The organism is Thioalkalivibrio sp., assembly GCF_041690275.1.
Taxonomy (GTDB): domain Bacteria; phylum Pseudomonadota; class Gammaproteobacteria; order Ectothiorhodospirales; family Ectothiorhodospiraceae; genus Thioalkalivibrio.
Map to the genome: position 1 here is coordinate 1 of NZ_JAWLHP010000005.1, position 14911 is coordinate 14911.

Sequence of the window (14911 nt, forward strand, 5' to 3'; positions counted from 1 at the left end):
GTTTGAAATAGGCCCACTATTCCTGCACTTGCCCGCCTTGCTCCGGCCCTTCTGGCTGTGCTCCATAGTCACCGAACTTTCCGCATGGCCCACTAGCCCTGACGTTCGGAAGCGGTGCTTGGGATCGACATCGAGACCTGCCGGACCTGCGCCGGGGCGGTGCAGGTCATCGCCTGTATGGGCGATTGGGTAGTGACTCATGGGATCTTCGATCACCTGAAGACGAAAAACGAAAACTCCGGACCCTTCCCGGCACCGGAAAGCCGGACGCCGTCCCGGCGGGCGTGACGCCTCAACCCGGACTGCCCAGCCACGCGCCCATCAGAAACCCGGCGCTCGCCACGGCGGTGCAGAGCGCCACACCCCAGGCGGTGTCCACGAGCACGACCTTCAGGGGCCAGCCCTTGAGGGTGGCGAGGTTGGTCAGCTCGTAGGTTGCGTAGGTGAAGAAGCCGAACAGGGCGCCCCAGCCCGCGGCCACGGCCAGCGAGTCCGCCGCAAGGCCCGGCAGCACGGCGAAGATCAGGATCCCGACCACGTACAGCAGATAGAATGCGAAGGCCGCCGGCCAGTTGACCGTCGGGCTCAGAAAGGGTCGCAGTTGCGTCTGGTAGAAGCCGCGGGCCACAACTCCGAGCCAGAGGAGATCGACGGCGAGGAAGACCCCGAGCGTCAGGGCGTATAGCTTGGCGTGAAAGACGAGGTCCATGGTCTGCCTCTGCAGTCGGGTCGTCGGGGAGGAAGGTTACCCCTGACTGCATAGGGCCGACTACTCCCCTGACGGGTCCCGGAGCCTCAAATCGACCCGGAGCCGCCGCTCCTCCGGCGACATGCGCTTCGGCATCGGTGTCGGTATCGGAGTTGCGGCCTGTTCACCGCAGGTCTCGCTGCGGCTCGGCAGGGGCAGGTCCTTGCCAGTGTAGTGCCTCACCCCCTAGGCTCAGGTACTACGCGAGCCGTTCAAGGAGCGCTTATGCGTGCAATCGTGTTTGACGAACCCGGCCGCGCCGAGGTGTTGCGTCTGGCCGAGGTGCCGGAACCGGAACTGACCGCACCGGACCAGGTCCGTATTCGCCTGCTGGCCGCGGGCGTGAATCCCGTGGATACCAAGGTGCGGGAACGCGGGATGATGATCGCCGGTGCTCCGCGCAATACGCCCGGTTGCGACGGTGTCGGGATTATCGAGGAATGCGGCAGCGCGGTGCATCGTGCACGGCCGAGGCAACGGGTCGCATTCTGCTTTGGTGGCGTCGGTGCCGATCCGGGTACTTATGCGGAGCAGGTTGTCGTCCCGGAGGCCGCTGTGGTCCCCGTGCCGGCCGCTGTCTCCGACGCCGCGGCCGCTGCCTTGCCGCTGGCCTGGCTGACGGCTTGGGAGGCCCTTTTCGAGCGTGCCAGCCTGCAGCGTGGCCACAGTGTCCTGCTGAACGCCCCCGCCGGTGGCGTGGGCCAGATGGCCGTGCAGATCGCGCGGGCGGCGGGTGCCAGGGTACTGGGGCTGGTGCGCCGGGACGAGGCCGTCGGGGTCGTTACGGCGCTGGGTGCCGATGTGGTCGACCTGCGCAAGGCCGGGGCCGGGGATGCGCTCAGAGGCTATACCCAGGGTCGAGGTTTTGATCTGGTGCTGGACAGCGTCGGTGGCGACGGTTTCCGCGAGGGGCTCGAGCAGGTGGCCTACGGGGGCGATCTGGTCACCCTGCTGGCTCCGCCGGCGGATGTATCCTGGAATGCCGCCCGGCTGCGCAATCCGCGAATCAGTCTCGAGCTGATGCTGACGCCGATGCTCGAGAACGATCGGCACCGGCTCCGACACCAGGCGACGCTGGTCGGCGAGGGGCTGGCTCGTCTGGCGAGCGGCCGGCTGCGGGTAAACCTCGAGGACACACTGCCGTTGGCGGAAGCCGCCGAGGCGCACCGCCGCATCGAGGCCGGCGGCCGCCACGGCAAGCTCGTGCTGCGGGTCCCCGCATAGAGCGGACTCATCCGGTCGGTTGCACCACGAAGCGGGCGCCCCGTCCGGGGACCAGGCGCTCTGGCGTGCACCAACCCGGCCGGTGCGACGCCTTGTTATGATCGGGCGCGTACTTCAGCCTTCCGGGAGACGAATCCATCCATGTGGCCGCAGGTCAGCGCCGAGGCGCTCTTCTGGCTGGGCGTCGTATCCGTGCTCAGCATCTTCGGCAGCATCGGCGGCGTGGCCTGGTTCATTGCCCGCATGCCTGCCGACTACTTCACCCATGAAAAGCGCGAGCCCGTGCGCGAGCTCTATCGCTGGCCCCTGCTGCGCTACCTGGTGGTCGCCCTCAAGAACGTCGTCGGCGCCGTCCTTATTGCCTTCGGCCTTGTGCTCCTTTTTACCCCCGGCCAGGGAGCACTCACCATCCTCGTCGGCGTCATGTTGCTCAACTTTCCGGGCAAATACCGTCTGGAGCGCTGGTTCATTACCCGGCGCGGGGTGCTTGACGGGCTCAACTGGGCGCGAGCGAGGCTGGGGAAGGGGCCCGTGGAAGATCCGGCGGACCCTTGAGGACAGCTTGCGCGTCGCCGAAGAGGGTCGTGCAGTCCGGCCGAAAGCGGCCTCGGGACCGGATGCGCTGCAACAGCAACGGTGCGCGTCTCCGGCGCCTGCGAGCGCACGCGAGCAGGCCGGCAGACCTGTGCCTTCAAGGCGCCGGTGGAACCGCCTCCCGGGTCCGGTGTCCACCGCATGGTGTGTCACGGGGGGAGGAACGGGCATGATTGACGCAAGACCTCTGCTCGATGAGTTGGTGGGCAGGGGGGGCACCAGTTGCGGGATCGCCAAGGCATGAAACTGCTGCACAATCGGAGACCTGTGCCACGCCGCCTTGGCAGTCGTGACGCCCATCACTGGACGCCTCCGGCGGCCACGATCGCCTTGCTGCTGGCTCCCGGGGCCAGCGTAGCCGCCGAGGCTTGGCGGTCGTCTTTCTCGGTTACCCCGGTTTGGCAGGGTGACGCCGAGCTCGACCGTGGTGGCGACTTCGATGCCACCGGCATCGCGATTCGTGTTGGCACGAGCACCGGCTTCGGAGCGGGCCATCGCGCCGGTGTCGCGTTCAACTACGATTACCTCGACCACGACTTTTCGCGGCAGACAGCGTTCGGCGATGCGCCCTGGGGTGAGGTACAGCGCTTCGGATTCGGCGCACCGCTCCTGTTTAACGGGGCCGGCGGCTGGTTGTACGGCGTCACGCCCTCGCGTGGACTCGAATCAGGCGTCATCGGTCCTGTACGCGGGGGCAATTGCCGAGGGCGAATTGCGCGTGGAAGATTCCCGCGGCAACAAGCTGCGCGAAGATTCCTTCGATCCGGCGCCGCTGCTTGATGCGACGTTCAGGATGCGGTTCTGAAGGACAAGGTTCGATCTCGAGAGTGCGGTAAGCCTGACGGCCCCGCTTGCGGATAATCATTGAGACCTGAACTCCATCGGCCCTTCAAGACGTGTCCTTATCAGCTGCACCGCGGGTTTCGTGCGGAAATTCCCTAAACGACCGGAGCACACATGACGCAAGCCCTGAACCTGGATCTGTCCCAATCGGTGGTCGTGGAGACGGCGGCACTGCCCTGGAGTGGTAGCCGCGCCGACGGCGTGGTGCGCAAGCCGCTGGAGCGGGAGCAGGCCGAGTCCGGCCGTGCCACCAGCATCGTCCAGTTCGAGCCCGGCACCCGTTTCCCGCCGCACACCCATGCGCTGGGCGAGGAGATCCTGGTGCTCGACGGCGTTTTCTCCGATGACACCGGCGACTATCCCGCCGGAACCTACCTGCGGAACCCGCCCGGTTCCCGCCACGCGCCGCACTCGGACCCTGGTTGCACGTTGTTCGTGAAGCTCGAACAGTTCGCACCCGAGGACCGCGAGAAGGTGGTGGTAGATACCTGCGCCGCATCCTTCCAGCCGGGCATCGGAGGTCTGCGCGTGCTGCATCTGCACAGCTTCGAGAACCAACATACGGCGCTGGTGCACTGGCCGGCCGGAGAGCATTTTCAGCCGCACCGGCACTGGGGCGGTGAGGAGATCCTGGTGTTGTCGGGCGAGTTCATCGATGAACACGGGCGCTATCCCGCCGGGACGTGGATACGCAGTCCGCACCATAGCCAGCACAACCCCTGGGTCGAGCAGGAGACCCTGATCTACGTGAAGACCGGTCACCTGTGATTCCGGGTGCCTTGATCGGCGCTGCAAGGCACGGACCGCCATGGGAACCGCCCGGATTCCGGACGTTCGGGTGCAAGGGGGATCGCGAGGGTGCGGTCAAGGATCACGCGGGGACGGTTTCCGGGCTTCTCGCTGAGAACAGGGCCAGGCGTGATGCGAATTCGGACCGACTGTGGACCCAATCCGGGGGGTCGGGATTCACAGGCCCGTGCTGCCCCTGCCGGCTGGCCGTGGACGCAGGCCGGCAGGGTGGGCCCGCTGCGCCTGGCCCACCCTGCGCCGAAGGATGGCGATCAACGAGGAGCGAGAAGGTCGATCAGGGCTACGTTAAAATGGCATGAAGTAGCTGTCTCACTGACGTCTGGCAACCCCGCAGGAGCTACTCATGTCCCTGATCCCTCTCGATCCCCCGCGCCCGGATCGCCGCCAGCTGCTCAAGGCTGGTATGGCCGCTGCTCTGTTACCGCTTTCCGCCCTGGGGGCCAATACCGTGTCCACCCGGGCTCGCATCGTCATCCTGGGCGGCGGCGCTGCCGGCATGTCGATGGCCAATCGCCTGGCCACGCGCCTCTCGGGCGCCCGCATTACGGTGGTGGAGCCACGAGAGCAGCATTACTATCAGCCGGGCTGGACCATGATCGCCTCCGGCCTCTGGGACGCCGAGCGCACTGTGCGCGCCAATGCCGACTTTCGCCCCGCCGGCATCGACTGGCTCAGCCAGTCAGCGGTTGGTATCGATGCGGATGCGCGTCGCATCTCGCTGGCCGATGGCAGCACCCTGGACTATGACATTCTGGTGGTCGCCACTGGTCTGCAGCTCGACTATGACCGGATCGACGGCATGTCCACGGACCTGATTGGCAGCCACGGTATCGGCAGCGTCTATGCCGGTCACCAGGCGGCTGCGCGCACCAGCGATGCCATCGACGCGTGGCTGGCCAGCGGTGGCGGCCAGGGGCTCTTCACCATGCCCCAGACGGCCATCAAGTGCGCGGGCGCGCCGATCAAGATGACCTTCACCACCCAGTCGCGCATCAAGAGCGTCGGCAACCGGGATGACTTCACCCTGGATTATTTCACCCCCAGTGACGACATGTTCAGCCAGCCCTGGAGCAACGAGTTCCTCAAGGAACGCTTCGATCGCGATGGCATCGCCCGCCATCACGGATGGCATCTGTCCGCCATCGACCCGCAGGCCCGCCAGGCCGAGTTCACCGGGCGCGACGGCCGCACGGAGACGCGCGACTTCGATTTCATCCATGTGGTACCGCCGATGAGCGCGCCGGACTTCGTCAAGGCGAGCGACCTGATCGCCCAGCAGGGGCCCTTCGCCGGGGAGTGGCTTGATACCGACATCTACACCATGCAGCACAACCGCTACCCGGAGGTGTTCGGCATCGGCGACGTGATCGGCGCGCCGATCAACAAGACCGCGGCCAGCGTCAAGGCCCAGGCGCCCGTGGTCGAGGCCAATATCGCCGCCTTCCTGGAGGACCGGCCGCTGCCCTTGCGCCATAATGGCTATACCTCGTGCCCGCTGATCACGGCTATCGGCAGGGCAATGCTGGTGGAGTTCGGCTATGACAACGACATGGCCTTCCTTCCGTCGTTCGCGTTCATCGATCCCAGGGAAGAATCCTGGGCGGCCTGGGTGCTCAAGGAGTTCATGCTGCAGCCCGCCTACTACGCGATGCTCGAAGGACGCGTCTGAGGAGACATGCGATGAAATTTACGCTTGCCGGCATCTTGGCGGTGATGGCCCATGCCATCCCGCCTTTTCTACCACTGCTTCTGACCATTCTGGCCGTGCTGGTGCTTGCCCAGTTGCTCGGGCGCCTGCGCGGCTATCGCATGACCGCCCATCGCTATCGTCCGGTGGCGATCGTCGCCCTGGTGGCGGGGCTTTCCACCTTGTGGTGGCTACCCATGGCGACCCACTCGCGGCTCGCGTTCGTTGCCACGCCCACCGACTGGGCATTGCTGATAGCGGCGGCGCTCGGCGTGACGCTGATCACCTGGCTGGTGCTGCATCCGCTGAGCTACCTGATGCGCGGCCCACGGCGGGGCCGGGGTACGCCAGCGTGACGCGGCCCCTCGGTGTTCTCCGTCCGAGAAAGGCACGGGGCCGGGTCCTGCCTTTTGCCCTTGTGTCCCGGGCAAAATGCAGGATCTGACCAACGTCGCGCTAGGGCTTGATGAGTTGATAGCCGGCGGCGGTCAGATCCATGATCTGGACCACACCGGCATCGACCCGCGTCGCCCGGGGGGTCAGGGCAGGCTCCTGTCCTCGTTTGCGGGTCACCGCAGCGATGGTGTTACTGCAGGCGGAAAAGCGGACGCCATGCCCATTGGCGAGGGAGTCGATGCGCCCGTTGTTGGAGTTGTCGGCAAAGAGCAGGCTCAGACCCGGACCGAAGGCGACGATCTCCACATCCACATTATCGGCGCCGTAATGGTTGATCAGGTTGTTCGCCACATTCAGCACCAGGGTCTGACGGGCCGGATTGCCGTCACTGATCTGGAGCACGACCTTGTGAGTGGCGAAGGGTTTTCCTTCAGGAGCAGCGGCAGCGGCGCCCGTGGCGAGCAGCAGCAAGGCAGCAGCGAGCGTGTATGTACGCAGCGTGGTCAGAACGGTGTTCATTATCGAAGATCTCCTCTGGCGTTCCTGATTTGTACACGGGGACTCTGGGGTCCATTTGTCTTCCGAAGGCCGTTTCGACGGATATTTCGGTCTTCCTGATGGTGGCCCGCTGCCCAACTCAGGGCACGGGCCGGTTCGCTCCCGTTTCGGAGGGCTCGGGAGCGAGCCTTCCGGCCAGGTGACTGGATCCTAGAGATAGGCGAGGGTCGATTTATTCCAGGATTCGTACCTGGTCGTTCGGGGAATAAAAGGCCAAGCCCTGTCATCCAGTCAGAATGGAACCCCTTGGAGCCTTCTGCACCGCGCATATGCTGCGCAAGCGCATTGCCGCCAGCCGGGATCGTCTTTTCCGTGTGGCGCTTGCGTGGAGCAGCGATCCGATGTGTGCCGATGACCTGGTGCAGGACACCCTCGAGGTGGCCCTTGACAAGGTACACCAGTTGCGTGACCCGGATCGGCTGTATGCATGGATGTACTCGATCATGCACAACGGCTGGCGTCACTGCCTGGTTCAGAGACAGCGGCGCCCGGAGTGCGACCTCGACTCATACCCGGTGCTGAGCGACTCCAACCCGGAGCAGGCCAGCGAACGGGAATCCGCGGTGGTTCGGGTTCGCAGGGCGATCGCCCGGCTCCCGGTGGGCCAACGCGAGGTCGTGACGCTGGTCGACCTCGAGGGGTTCACCTACCAGGAGGTGGCCGATATTCTGGACATTCCGATCGGCACCGTGATGAGCCGACTCAGCCGTGCGCGCGGATTCCTCCAGTCGGCGCTGCGCAGCTTCTACGACGACGGTGTTCGAAATGGCACGTCGCTGAGGAGAGTGAAGTGACTGGGTACAGGAGTTTCTCCGACAGCATGCTGCACGCCTTCGTGGATGCGCAACTGGAAGGCGCGGACCGCGAAAGATTGCTTACGGCAATGGAGTCGGATGCGGACCTCCGCGACCGGGTTCACGAGTTGCGCCGGTCCAAGGAATGGGTCCAGCTGGCCTTCGAAGACATCCGTGCACCGGCACGGCCGGCGCACCGCGGTACCGCGGCCCGGCGTGGTTGGATCCGGCCCTCCCACGCGGTGGCGGCCTCGCTGCTGTTGGGTTTGGGCGGCTTTCTGACGGGCTGGTTCGTCCAGGAAATCCAGCGTCCTGGTCATGCACTGGCCGGTGCCGTGCTGGCCGCACAAGAGGAGGCCGGGAGTCTCCGGGTTGTTCTGCACATCGATCGTTCGGATGCCGAGGGGTTCGTATCGATCCTGGACGAGGCGGAGCGTCTGTTCGCGTCGGGCCGCGGCACGCCGGTGGCGGTCGACGTACTCGCCAACGCAGGGGGGCTGGATCTCCTCCGGACGTCCGTTTCGCCCCACGCCGAGCGGATCGCCGAAATGAGTCGTGAATACGAGAACCTTCGTTTCCTGGCCTGCGCGAACAGCATCGAGCGGTTGCGCGAGCAGGGGATCGAGCCGGTCCTGGTGAAGGAGGCCGACACCTCGACCACGGCAGTGGATCACATCGTCGATCGCCTGCATCGGGGCTGGACATACATCGGGACCTGAAGGTCCGGGTCGGATCCGTACGGGATGTTGCCCACGGTTCGCCCGGGCCAGAGGCCCGGGCTTCACGTGCAGTAGTCAGTGGGCCATGGGGGCAACGGCTCAGGGCTTGCTGTAGCTGAAGCCCTGATTCTGCAAATAGGAAATGTGCGCCACGCCGCTGGGGATGATGTCGTCAGCGGAGGCATCGTACAGCGTATCCAGCGCGATGTTCCGGCCGCTCAGGGTGTTGGCGCAGACGAGAAACTGCACGTCCTGCATCTTCAGGTTTTCAACCCGGGCCCGCAGGTTTTCGTCCTCGTTGGCATGTTGCAGCAATCCGAGGCCATCGCCGTGCATCACGACCATGATCTCCATATTGTCGGCCCCGACGGCATTGATATGGTTCTGAATGTTTCCGGTTGCTGCCATGTAGCGGCGTTCGTCGTCATAATTCACATGGTAGACGACCTTGTGAATCCCGTATTCGAAGTCGCTGGCGGTGGCCATGGCGGGCAGAGTCATGATCAGCGCGAGCACGGTCAGGGTGACTATTCTGATTGGTTTCATGGGACAAACTCCTCCTGTTCGACTTTTGGCAGTCTTTTCGATTGGTCTCACGGCCTCTGTGATGTATACCCGTTGTCGAGCTGACGGGACTGGCCGGATTGGTGCGCACCCGTTGGCGGGAGTGCAGGGGGCAAGCCTTCCGCCTTGCTCCCGCGCTGTAGAGAGACGCTGGGGATGATTTATTCCAGGATTCGTTGCCGCGGGTTCCGGGAATCAGGGTGCGGTACCCGTTAACAGCCTGAGCGGGCAGGGGCGTCGATCCGGTCCTTGTGAAAGAGGCCGACACTAGGCCAGCGGCGATGTCTCGAAATGCTCCAGGAGGTCTGCGGGGTCGTCGTAGATCGCCGACGCACCGTGCAATTGCCGGTCCGTCCAGCCGCCGCTGCGCAGGGCGATGATTCGGATTCCGGCGCGTGTCGCGGCCTCGACGTCATATGGGGTGTCGCCCAGCATCACCACCTGCGATGGCGGTGCGTCCGCCTTGTCCAGTGCCGCTTTGACGAGCTCCGGATCCGGTTTCGAGGCGCGCACGTCGCTCGAGGAGCTGGTGTCTTCGATCAGGTCCTCGATACCGGCCTGACAGAGCAGAGGTTGCACGGAGGACTCGCTCGAAGAGGTGGCCAGCACGCGCCGGATGCCTTCATCGCGCAGACGCAGCAGCAGCGCGCGGGCCCCGGGAGTGGGTTGGAGCTGCGTGAGGTAGCGGTCCATGAAGATTCGGGTCTTTGTGGCACCGAGCTTCTGTCCGGGCCCGCTGTCGCTGGTAAAGCCGAAGGCCTTCGGAATCAGCTTGTCGCCACCCATGCCGATCAGCCACCGGATCCGGTCGAATTCCATATTCAGGCCCATCTCGTGGGCAGCCTCCACGAAGGCCTGGGCATGGGCATCGTTGCTGTGCAGCAAGGTGCCGTCGAGGTCGAGGATCACTGCCCGGACGCCGCTCAACACGCGCCCTTTGGCCACTGATGCTCATTCATCCGGGTAGTCCCCCCTTGTCAGGGTGCAGGCGTGGTCTGCGCGACTTGCGCTCAGAAGGCGAGCCCCGCCCCCTGGTTCGCCATCGGGACGGTCGCCGGAGTATCGCAAGTTCGTCCGGACCCCTCAATGCGGGCGGACAGGGGATGGACCGCCAATGACCCGGTCGCGCACACCGAGGAACAGCCGCCACGGGTCTACCCGTTGGCGAGCTGTCGGCTGGAATCCTGAATCTCGAGCATGGACTCGAAGGCAATGGTCGGGATCGGCGGAGAGAACAGGTAGCCCTGGCCGTAATCGCAGCCGATCTCGGTGAGGATGCGTTGCTGACCCTCGGTCTCCACACCTTCGGCGATGACCTTGAATCCGAGCTTGTGAGCCATCACCACGATGGCTTCCGACACCGCACGGTCGCTGCTGTCGGTCTCGAGGCTGCTGACGAAGGTCCGGTCGATCTTCAGATAGTCGATGTCGAAGCGCTTGAGGTAGGCCAGCGAGGAATACCCGGTGCCGAAATCGTCGATCGCCACCTGGATGCCCGCATCGCGGAGGCGGAGCAGCTTCTCGTTGATGTTTACCGCGGCCCGGAGCAGGACCCCTTCCGTGATCTCGACCACCACCGCCTCCCCGGGCATCTGGATCGACTGCAGGTGTTCCAGCCAGTCGTCCTCGGTCGGGCCGTCGGCGAAGAACTGCACCGGCGAGCGATTCACACTGATCTGGAACCCGGGATGATACCGCTTGCGCCATTCCCGCGCCCTGAGGGTCGCCTCCTTGAAGATGTAGTTGCCGATCTGGTGAATTGCGCCGGTCTCCTCCGCGACCGGGATGAAGTCCGCAGGGCTGATGAAGCCGCGCTCGGGGTGCTCCCAGCGCAGCAGCGCCTCCGCCTTTTCGATGCGGCCCGTGGCGAGGTCGACCACCGGCTGGTAATAGACCTGGAACTGGTTCCGGGCGAGGGCACGATGCAGGTCCCGAACCAGGCGCATGCGGCGATTGGCGGCCTCCTGCATCGCCCCGGTGAAGTGGTTGAATCGATTGCGGCCGTCCTGCTTGGCCGCGAACATTGCCTGGTCCGCGTTCTTCAGCAGCACGTCGGCCTTCGTGCCGTCATCCGGAAAGACCGTGATCCCGATGCTCGCGGAAAGATACGCCTGTTCTTCCCGGAGCTGGTAGGGGTCGCTGAGCACCTCCAGCAGTTTCTTGGCGATGCGGCAGAGCGAGTCGACATCCTTCAGTTCGTTCAGGATGACCGTGAATTCGTCGCCGCCGATGCGCGCGACGGTATCGGAGTCGCGCACGCAGTCACCGAGCCGTTTCGAGGCCTCCACGAGCAGTTCGTCTCCCAGGGTGTGACCGAGCGTGTCATTCACCTCCTTGAAGCGGTCGAGGTCGATGTACAGCAGGGCGATGCGCTCGCGGTCACGGGATGCGCGCCGGATGCTCTGTTCCAGCCGGTCGACGAACAGGCGGCGGTTGGGCAGGTGGGTCAGCGCATCATAATTCGCCTGGGTCCAGATGAGTTCGTCGGCCTTCTTCTTCTCGGTGATGTCGGAGAACAGGGCCACGCGCCGGTGCACTCGTCCCTGAGGGTCGTGAATGGTGTTGATCGTGAGCCACTCCGGGAACACCTCGCCGTTCTTGCGCCGGTTCCAGATCTCGCCCTGCCAGCGCCCGCTGACGTGCAGCTCCTCCCACATGGACTCGAAGAAATGCCGGTCGTGACGACCGGATTGCAGGAGGTTCGGCTGCTTGCCGACGACCTCCTCCTGGGTATACCCGGTGGTCTCGACGAAGGCCGGGTTGATCGCGACGATCCGGTTCTTCTCGTCGGTGATCATCATGGCCTCGCTGGACTTCTCGTAGACCAGGGCCGCGAGCCGCAGGGCCTCCTCGGTCTTGCTTCGCTCGATCGCGATGCTGGCCAGATTCGCGGCCTGGGACAGCATCGACAGTTCCCGCGCATCGGGGTGATGCGGTGCGCGCCCGTAGAGCGTGAGGGTGCCAAGGAGCCTGCCGGAGGAAGCGAGAATCGGTTCGGACCAGGCCGAGGCGATATCCGTGCGGGCCGCAAGCTGGCGGTAGGGTTCCCACGCCGGGTGCTGCGCGATGTCTTCGACGATGAATCGCTTCCGGGTGTAGGCGGTAGTGCCGCAGGAGCCGACATTCATGCCGATCTCGAGCCCGTCCACGGCCTCGACGTACGCCAGTGGCAGGCTCGGGGCCGCAGCGGTGACGAGCCGGCTCCCGGATTCGTCCAGCAGCAGAATGCTGCCCCGGATACTCGGGTCCTCGTCCTCGATGCCATGCACGATCGACTTCAGGATCCGTTTCAGAGGGGCAGCCTGCGCAAGCAGCTCGAGAACCCGGGTACGCGTCTTCTCGCGCTGCTGCGACAGTTGCCGCTTGTAGCGCTCCACGATCATCGCGGTGAGGTTCCGGTTGAAGCGGTGGGCGACGCTCAGCATGAAGACGATGAACACCAGCACCACAACGGGCAGGGCCTGGCCGAGGCCGTCGGATGCCTCGAAGAAGCGGTAGGCCAACGGGACATTGACCAGAAACACGAAGCCAAAGGCCGCTCCGCGCATTGCGGCCATCGAGGCAACGCCTCCCGCGGAGACACCCGCGATCATCAGGGCGAGCAGGATCTGATGAGGGGGGCTCCCGGACGCGAACAGAAAGAAGCCCGCGCTGCCCCAGATCAGGGCCGCCAGAAACGCGCCCGTCCGAACCGCGATCGACCACGGCCGGATCCGGTCCGCGGGCGGGTCGGCACGAAGGAAATACAGTGTGACCAGCAGTCGGTAGGCGCTGACCAGATACACCGCCACGACCCAGGTCTGGATCGTGGCCCCGTCCACCACCGGCCAGTGCAGCACGGCCAGGATCGTACTGACGATCAGCACGGTCATCACGGAGAACGGTGTCGCCTCGATGGCCATGCGGACCTGTTCGCGGCGAACCTGCTGCATCAAATGGGCGTCTTGCCTGTCTTCCATTCAGACTCCATCCTGCCGCGCGGCTGGCTCTGCGGCCGTCACGGACCGTTGGCTCCGATACCTGGCCATTCGTCCAGCACCCCGAAGCCGCTCTTTCTGCACCGCTCTCGGCAGACTCTCGTTCCTGACCTCTTGACGTTGTGTCGGCAGAAGCACCGGGTAGTGTAGCCCTGAAGGGTTTTGCTTACTCCAGGCCGCCCCGACCGTCGGGTCGGAAGCCGGGGCATGCCGGATTGGCATGGCGCTCGGTTGACGGGTGCAAGCCATGGGCGGGACACTTCACCGGAGGGGCCGGGGTTGCTGTCGCGCGCAGGAGAAGGGGAAACGGGCGCTGCGCCTGGCCGCGGCCTCCACGGCGTTTCGGCGCCGTTAAAGAACAACAAACGCTAGCTGGAGAAGACGAGATGTCGGTCGGGGAGATCTGCAACAGAGAAGTGGTGGTGATCGATCGCAATGCATCGGTCTACGATGCCGCCCGAATGATGCGAAATCATCACGTTGGGAGCGTGGTGGTGGTGGACGAGGGCTCGAGTGCCCCGATGAAGCCGGTGGGAATCGTGACCGACCGGGATCTGGTGGTGGAGATCATGGCGAAGGAGGTGCCGGAGGAGGCTCTGGTCACCGGGGACATCGTCGCTCCTGAACTCCTGACCGCCCGCGAGTCCGACGGGATCTGGGAGACCATCATGCGCATGCGTGCCATGGGCGTCCGGCGCCTGCCGGTGGTCAACCCGGGGGGCAATCTCTGCGGGATGCTCACGATGGACGATCTGCTGAAATTCATCACCGACGAGCTGAGTGACATCGTCCGCCTGATCCGCCGCGAGCAGAACCGGGAGAAGGAGAACCGCCCGCCGTCGTGAACGCCGGGAGCACCGGGAGACCGGCACGGTTTGGGTGAGGGCCCGTGCCGGTGCCGTGGTCCGCTCGCGACCGCGGATGCGGACGTCCCGGTCCGTTCGGCGAGCGACGGTGGCCCAGGTGCTCTCGCTCAGGGTCGTGCGTCCAGGCGCTCGAGCATGCGCCGGCGGTATTCGTCTCTGAGTGACGGATCGGGCCGGTCCGGGTGATGGACGGGCGGCGGTACCAGACGCATTCCGGTGTCCGGGTTGAGGTGTCGGCGATCGAATCCTTCCGGTCCCAAGGCGTGGCCTTCGGGCCCCAAGGACCCCGGCGCGCGCTGCACGGTGATGTCCGTGCCGTAGCTGTCATGGCTGATCAGCGCGTGGCCGTCCGGGTACCGGATGATCCGGGTGTGACCGGTCAGCGGGACCGGTGGCGTCGCGGTATCGGCCGGCCGTTCGGCCGGGCCCGAGACCCGGGCGACCGCGCAGCCGGCGCTACCCTGCCCGAGGGTCATCAGCACCAGGGCGATCCCCGCGACCGCGGCGATCCGGCGCCCGGCGGCCTTTCGACGACCGCGACGGAGCGTTGCGCAGTTCACCACCGGCCCGCGGCGGCATGTGCCGGACGGCCGGTGGACCGCCTATCGTGGCCGGGGGGTGGTCGCCGTGCGCCGTGCCCGGTTTGCACGCAGGCTCGCTGGCTGGTCTGATTGATGTTCACGCGACCCTCCTGATCGGTCCGGTTCGTGTTCGTGTCGCCGCACTGGCTGGTCCGGTTGATGTTCACCTGGCCCACCTGGACCGTGTCATTGCCGTTCGACTGCGCCGCCGCCGGCGCGGCAAGGACGAGCAGGATGCCGAGACCCATCGTCGTGACGCTGGATGATCGAGACTTCATGTCGGTCTCCTTGAATCTTGGGGGATCGGTAGGTGCGGAGCGTGTGCGGCTGGGCTCCCCGGTACCGGCGGCGCGGCATCGTCCCGCGATCGCGGGCTCGGGTGTCGCGTATGCCGGGCAGGAGCCGGGGCCGCATTCCGTCAGGGGGTTGGCGGTCGGCGGTAGGAGGGACTGCGGTAGGAGGGACTGCGGTACTGCCTGACCTTGCTGCTGTTGATGTATCCGCGCTGTTCCGTGCGTGCCTCGTTGTCCGGGCCGGCCTGGACGGTTCG

The 14911-nt window shown here is 65.3% G+C and carries 16 protein-coding genes; 9 read left to right on the forward strand and 7 right to left on the reverse strand.

The genetic code is table 11. The features are described from left to right. Positions 1 to 292: 292 nt before the first annotated feature. A complete protein-coding gene (locus tag ACESMN_RS01395; protein ID WP_373051797.1) occupies positions 293 to 709 on the reverse strand; it encodes a DUF2177 family protein in 417 nt (138 codons plus the stop codon). 264 nt (positions 710 to 973) lie between these two features. Here ACESMN_RS01395 and ACESMN_RS01400 point away from each other — a divergent pair, with 264 nt between their 5' ends. The 6 genes from ACESMN_RS01400 to ACESMN_RS01425 all read left to right on the forward strand — a co-directional run bounded on the left by ACESMN_RS01400 (position 974) and on the right by ACESMN_RS01425 (position 6262). Then, the gene (locus ACESMN_RS01400; RefSeq protein ID WP_373051798.1) at positions 974 to 1972 is read left to right on the forward strand and encodes a zinc-binding dehydrogenase; all 999 of its coding nucleotides are present in this window, start codon (positions 974 to 976) and stop codon (positions 1970 to 1972) included. A 141-nt stretch (positions 1973 to 2113) separates the two neighbouring features. Next, positions 2114 to 2527, forward strand: coding sequence for a PGPGW domain-containing protein (locus ACESMN_RS01405; protein ID WP_373051799.1), 414 nt, complete (start codon positions 2114 to 2116; stop codon positions 2525 to 2527). Positions 2528 to 2806: 279 nt separating this feature from the next. Continuing rightward, positions 2807 to 3346: a hypothetical protein gene (locus ACESMN_RS01410; RefSeq protein ID WP_373051800.1), complete on the forward strand. Its 540-nt coding sequence runs from the start codon at positions 2807 to 2809 to the stop codon at positions 3344 to 3346. Positions 3347 to 3523: 177 nt separating this feature from the next. Beyond that, positions 3524 to 4177, forward strand: coding sequence for a cupin domain-containing protein (locus ACESMN_RS01415; protein ID WP_373051801.1), 654 nt, complete (start codon positions 3524 to 3526; stop codon positions 4175 to 4177). Between the two features lie 385 nt (positions 4178 to 4562). After that, complete coding sequence (locus tag ACESMN_RS01420) at positions 4563 to 5888, forward strand: NAD(P)/FAD-dependent oxidoreductase (RefSeq protein ID WP_373051802.1); 1326 nt, start codon at positions 4563 to 4565, stop codon at positions 5886 to 5888. A gap of 11 nt (positions 5889 to 5899) precedes the next feature. Then, a complete protein-coding gene (locus ACESMN_RS01425) occupies positions 5900 to 6262 on the forward strand; it encodes a hypothetical protein (RefSeq protein ID WP_373051803.1) in 363 nt (120 codons plus the stop codon). Between the two features lie 100 nt (positions 6263 to 6362). Here ACESMN_RS01425 and ACESMN_RS01430 read toward each other — a convergent pair whose 3' ends face one another. Next, complete coding sequence (locus tag ACESMN_RS01430; RefSeq protein WP_373051804.1) at positions 6363 to 6821, reverse strand: hypothetical protein; 459 nt, start codon at positions 6819 to 6821, stop codon at positions 6363 to 6365. Between the two features lie 308 nt (positions 6822 to 7129). Between ACESMN_RS01430 and ACESMN_RS01435 the strand changes: the two genes are divergently transcribed. Beyond that, positions 7130 to 7654 (forward strand): RNA polymerase sigma factor, encoded by a 525-nt coding sequence (locus tag ACESMN_RS01435; protein WP_373051862.1) that lies wholly within the window; start codon positions 7130 to 7132, stop codon positions 7652 to 7654. Next, entirely contained in the window at positions 7651 to 8373 is a 723-nt protein-coding gene (locus ACESMN_RS01440) for a hypothetical protein (protein ID WP_373051805.1), read from the forward strand. Before ACESMN_RS01435 ends, ACESMN_RS01440 begins: the two co-directional genes overlap by 4 nt. Before the next feature lie 99 nt (positions 8374 to 8472). On the opposite strand, the gene ACESMN_RS01445 is transcribed toward ACESMN_RS01440, so the two are convergent. The 3 genes from ACESMN_RS01445 to ACESMN_RS01455 all read right to left on the reverse strand — a co-directional run bounded on the left by ACESMN_RS01445 (position 8473) and on the right by ACESMN_RS01455 (position 12896). Continuing rightward, positions 8473 to 8919, reverse strand: coding sequence for a DsrE family protein (locus ACESMN_RS01445; protein WP_373051806.1), 447 nt, complete (start codon positions 8917 to 8919; stop codon positions 8473 to 8475). 285 nt (positions 8920 to 9204) lie between these two features. After that, positions 9205 to 9882: an HAD family hydrolase gene (locus tag ACESMN_RS01450; RefSeq protein WP_373051807.1), complete on the reverse strand. Its 678-nt coding sequence runs from the start codon at positions 9880 to 9882 to the stop codon at positions 9205 to 9207. A 209-nt stretch (positions 9883 to 10091) separates the two neighbouring features. Then, the gene (locus ACESMN_RS01455) at positions 10092 to 12896 is read right to left on the reverse strand and encodes a putative bifunctional diguanylate cyclase/phosphodiesterase (protein ID WP_373051808.1); all 2805 of its coding nucleotides are present in this window, start codon (positions 12894 to 12896) and stop codon (positions 10092 to 10094) included. A gap of 404 nt (positions 12897 to 13300) precedes the next feature. Here ACESMN_RS01455 and ACESMN_RS01460 point away from each other — a divergent pair, with 404 nt between their 5' ends. Continuing rightward, entirely contained in the window at positions 13301 to 13759 is a 459-nt protein-coding gene (locus ACESMN_RS01460) for a CBS domain-containing protein (protein ID WP_373051809.1), read from the forward strand. 128 nt (positions 13760 to 13887) lie between these two features. Here the strand turns inward: ACESMN_RS01460 and ACESMN_RS01465 are convergent, their stop codons facing one another. Together ACESMN_RS01465 and ACESMN_RS01470 are read right to left on the reverse strand one after the other, a co-directional pair. Beyond that, positions 13888 to 14340 carry a hypothetical protein gene (locus ACESMN_RS01465; RefSeq protein ID WP_373051810.1) on the reverse strand — a complete coding sequence of 151 codons (453 nt, stop codon included), beginning with the start codon at positions 14338 to 14340 and terminating at the stop codon, positions 13888 to 13890. Continuing rightward, entirely contained in the window at positions 14337 to 14639 is a 303-nt protein-coding gene (locus ACESMN_RS01470; RefSeq protein WP_373051811.1) for a hypothetical protein, read from the reverse strand. The genes ACESMN_RS01465 and ACESMN_RS01470 overlap by 4 nt, the downstream gene beginning before the upstream one ends. Between the last annotated feature and the right edge of the window lie 272 nt (positions 14640 to 14911).